This is a genomic window from Salinarimonas rosea DSM 21201 (assembly GCF_000429045.1).
Classification (GTDB): Bacteria; Pseudomonadota; Alphaproteobacteria; order Rhizobiales; family Beijerinckiaceae; genus Salinarimonas; species Salinarimonas rosea.
In genome coordinates this window covers 1-2497 of the sequence record NZ_AUBC01000054.1, presented here as the reverse complement: position 1 = coordinate 2497, position 2497 = coordinate 1, and the positions used below count along the sequence as shown (strand labels likewise).

Genomic DNA, 2497 nt, shown 5'->3' with positions numbered 1-2497 from the left:
GTAAGCGGTGTTCTCAGGCCGCGTCTGCAAGGGTGCGGCGGGCGTAGGCCCACGGCAGCAGCTCATCCAGCGCGGAGTTGGGATGGCCGTTGACGATGCGGGTGATGACGTCGGCGAGGTAGGCGTAGGGGTCGACATCGTTCAGCTTGCAGGTTTCGACGAGCGAGGCGACGACGGCCCAGTGCTCGCCGCCGCCGTCGGAGCCGGCGAAGAGCGCGTTCTTCCTGGTGAGGGCGAGGGGCCTGATCGCGCGCTCAACGACGTTGGAGTCGAGCTCGACGCGCCCGTCATCGAGGAAGCGGGAGAGGCCGTCCCAGCGTGCGAGGGCATAGCGGATCGCCTCGGCGAGCCTGGTCTTCCCGCTGATGCGTTCGAGCTGGGTGCGCAGGAAGGCGCCGAGCGCCTCGACGAGCGGTCTCGACGCGGCCTGCCGGGCGGCGCGGCGCTCGTCGGGTGCGAGCCCGCGGATCTCGCTCTCGACGGCGTAGATGGCTCCGATGCGCTCGAGCGCCTCGCTGGCGATCGGCGCCGGCCCGGCGGCGGCGAGCTCGTAGAAGCGGCGGCGCACGTGAGCCCAGCAGAAGGCGAGCGTCACGCCGCGTTCGGCGAGCGCGTTGTAGCCGGCATAACCGTCGACCTGGAGGACGCCGCGGAAGCCGCCGAGATGGGCGAGCGGGCGCTCGCTGGTCCTGTCGGGCGCGTAGATGAAGACGACGGCCGGCGGGTCCGTTCCCGCCCAGGACCGGTCGTCGCGGGCATAGGCCCAGAGCTGCCCGGTCTTGGTGCGGCCGCGCCCGGGATCGAGCACCGGCGCGGTGGTCTCGTCGGCGAAGAGCTTGGGCGAGGCCTCCAGCGCAGCCAGCAAGCGCGCATGGACGGGCCTGAGCAGGAAGGCCGCCCGGCCGACCCAGTCGGCAAGCGTCGAGCGGTCGAGCGCGATCCCCTGGCGGCGGTAGATCTGCGCCTGGCGATAGAGCGGCAGATGGTCGGCGTACTTCGCCACGAGAACGTGGGCGACGGTCGCCTCCGTCGGCAGGCCGCCCTCGATCAGGCGGGCCGGCGCGGGCGCCTGCCGCACGCCGTCCCCGCAGGCCCGGCAGGCGTATTTGGGCCGGCGGACGACGAGCACCCGGAACTGGGCGGGAACGACGTCGAGCCGCTCGGAGACGTCCTCGCCGATCCGGTGGAGCGCGCCCCGGCAGCAGGGGCAGCTCCTGTCCTCGACGTCCACGACCTGCTCGATCCGGGGAAGGTGCGCCGGGAGGGCGCCGCGGTTGTGCCGGCGCGCCGCTGCGCGCTTCGCCCGCTCGGCCGGCGCCGGATCCTCGGCCCGCGCGCTCGCCTCCGCTTCGGCCTGCTCGATCTCCTCGAGCCCGAGGTGCAGCTGGTCCTCCTCGAGCGTCTCGGCGCGTCGCCCGAACCGGTGCCGCTGGAACTGCTTGATGATCAGGCGCAGGCGCTCGACCTCGGCCCGCTCGGCGATCAGCATCGCCTTGAGCGTGGCGGGATCGTCCGGGAGCGTGTCGACCGCGAGCGCCATGGCCGGATTCGAGCATATCCGCCAAGCTGTTGCACCTGCTCGAGGCCAAGCTGATTCATCATGCCGCACTCAGCTCGCGGCGACGGGCGCCCGCGCGCGCCGACCCGCATGCACGCGCCGCCAGTCGAGGCCTTCGAGCAGCGCCGAGAGTTGCGCGGCCGACAGCCTCATGACGCCGTCCTGAAGGCTTGGCCAGCGGAACGCACCCTCCTCGAGCCGCTTCGCGAACAGGCAAACGCCGGTCCCGTCCCAGAACAGCAGCTTCACCCGGTCGGCGCGCTTGGCGCGGAAGACGTAGATCACGCCCGAGAACGGGTCGGCGCTCATCTCCTCGCGCACCAGCGCCGCGAGCCCCTCCGCACCCTTGCGGAAGTCGACGGGCTTCGTCGCCACCATCACCTTCACCGTCCCCGACGGCCCGATCACGACATCGACCTCAGAGCCGCAATCACCGTCGCGACGGTCGCGGCGTCCGCACCACGCCCGATCCTCACGACCACACCGTCGATCTCCAGCTCGATCGGCGCAGTGCCCCGTCCGGCTTGGCGCGCCAGCGCTCTGCGGCGCCTCGGCTTCTTCGGCTCGGGCGGCGTCGGTGCTTCCAGGACCGCCGGCACGAAGGCGGGCCGATCCTCTCCCTCAGCGCCGCCGGCCAGCGTCGCCCGACGCGCTTCGCGGCGCCACGTGAACACCTGCTGCGGCGTCAGGCCATGACGGCGCGCAACCTCGGACACGACCGCGCCCGGCTCGAGCGTCTCGGCGACGATCCCGGCCTTCTCGTCCGCGCTCCAGCGCCGGCGCCCACCAGCGCCGTTGATCACCTCCAGCCGGCGCACCACGCGCGCCGGCTCGAGCGTAGGCTCAAGTCCAGACACAAAACGATCTCCGACCACTATCGGGACGAGAGCTTCGCTCATCAGCTCACGGCGAGGAAGGTGGGATGGAGACAGCGCTTAC

3 protein-coding genes are annotated in these 2497 nt (G+C 72.0%); all 3 read right to left on the bottom strand.

Features of this window, described 5'->3' with window-relative positions:
* Positions 1-13: 13 nt before the first annotated feature.
* Positions 14-1540 carry an IS66 family transposase gene (tnpC, locus tag G407_RS0121260; protein WP_029032427.1) on the bottom strand — a complete coding sequence of 509 codons (1527 nt, stop codon included), beginning with the start codon at positions 1538-1540 and terminating at the stop codon, positions 14-16.
* Positions 1541-1609: 69 nt separating this feature from the next.
* Complete coding sequence (tnpB, locus tag G407_RS0121255; protein WP_029032426.1) at positions 1610-1966, bottom strand: IS66 family insertion sequence element accessory protein TnpB; 357 nt, start codon at positions 1964-1966, stop codon at positions 1610-1612.
* Positions 1963-2457 (bottom strand): IS66-like element accessory protein TnpA, encoded by a 495-nt coding sequence (gene tnpA / locus G407_RS32770; protein ID WP_156917671.1) that lies wholly within the window; start codon positions 2455-2457, stop codon positions 1963-1965. The genes tnpB and tnpA overlap by 4 nt, the downstream gene beginning before the upstream one ends.
* Positions 2458-2497: the final 40 nt, after the last annotated feature.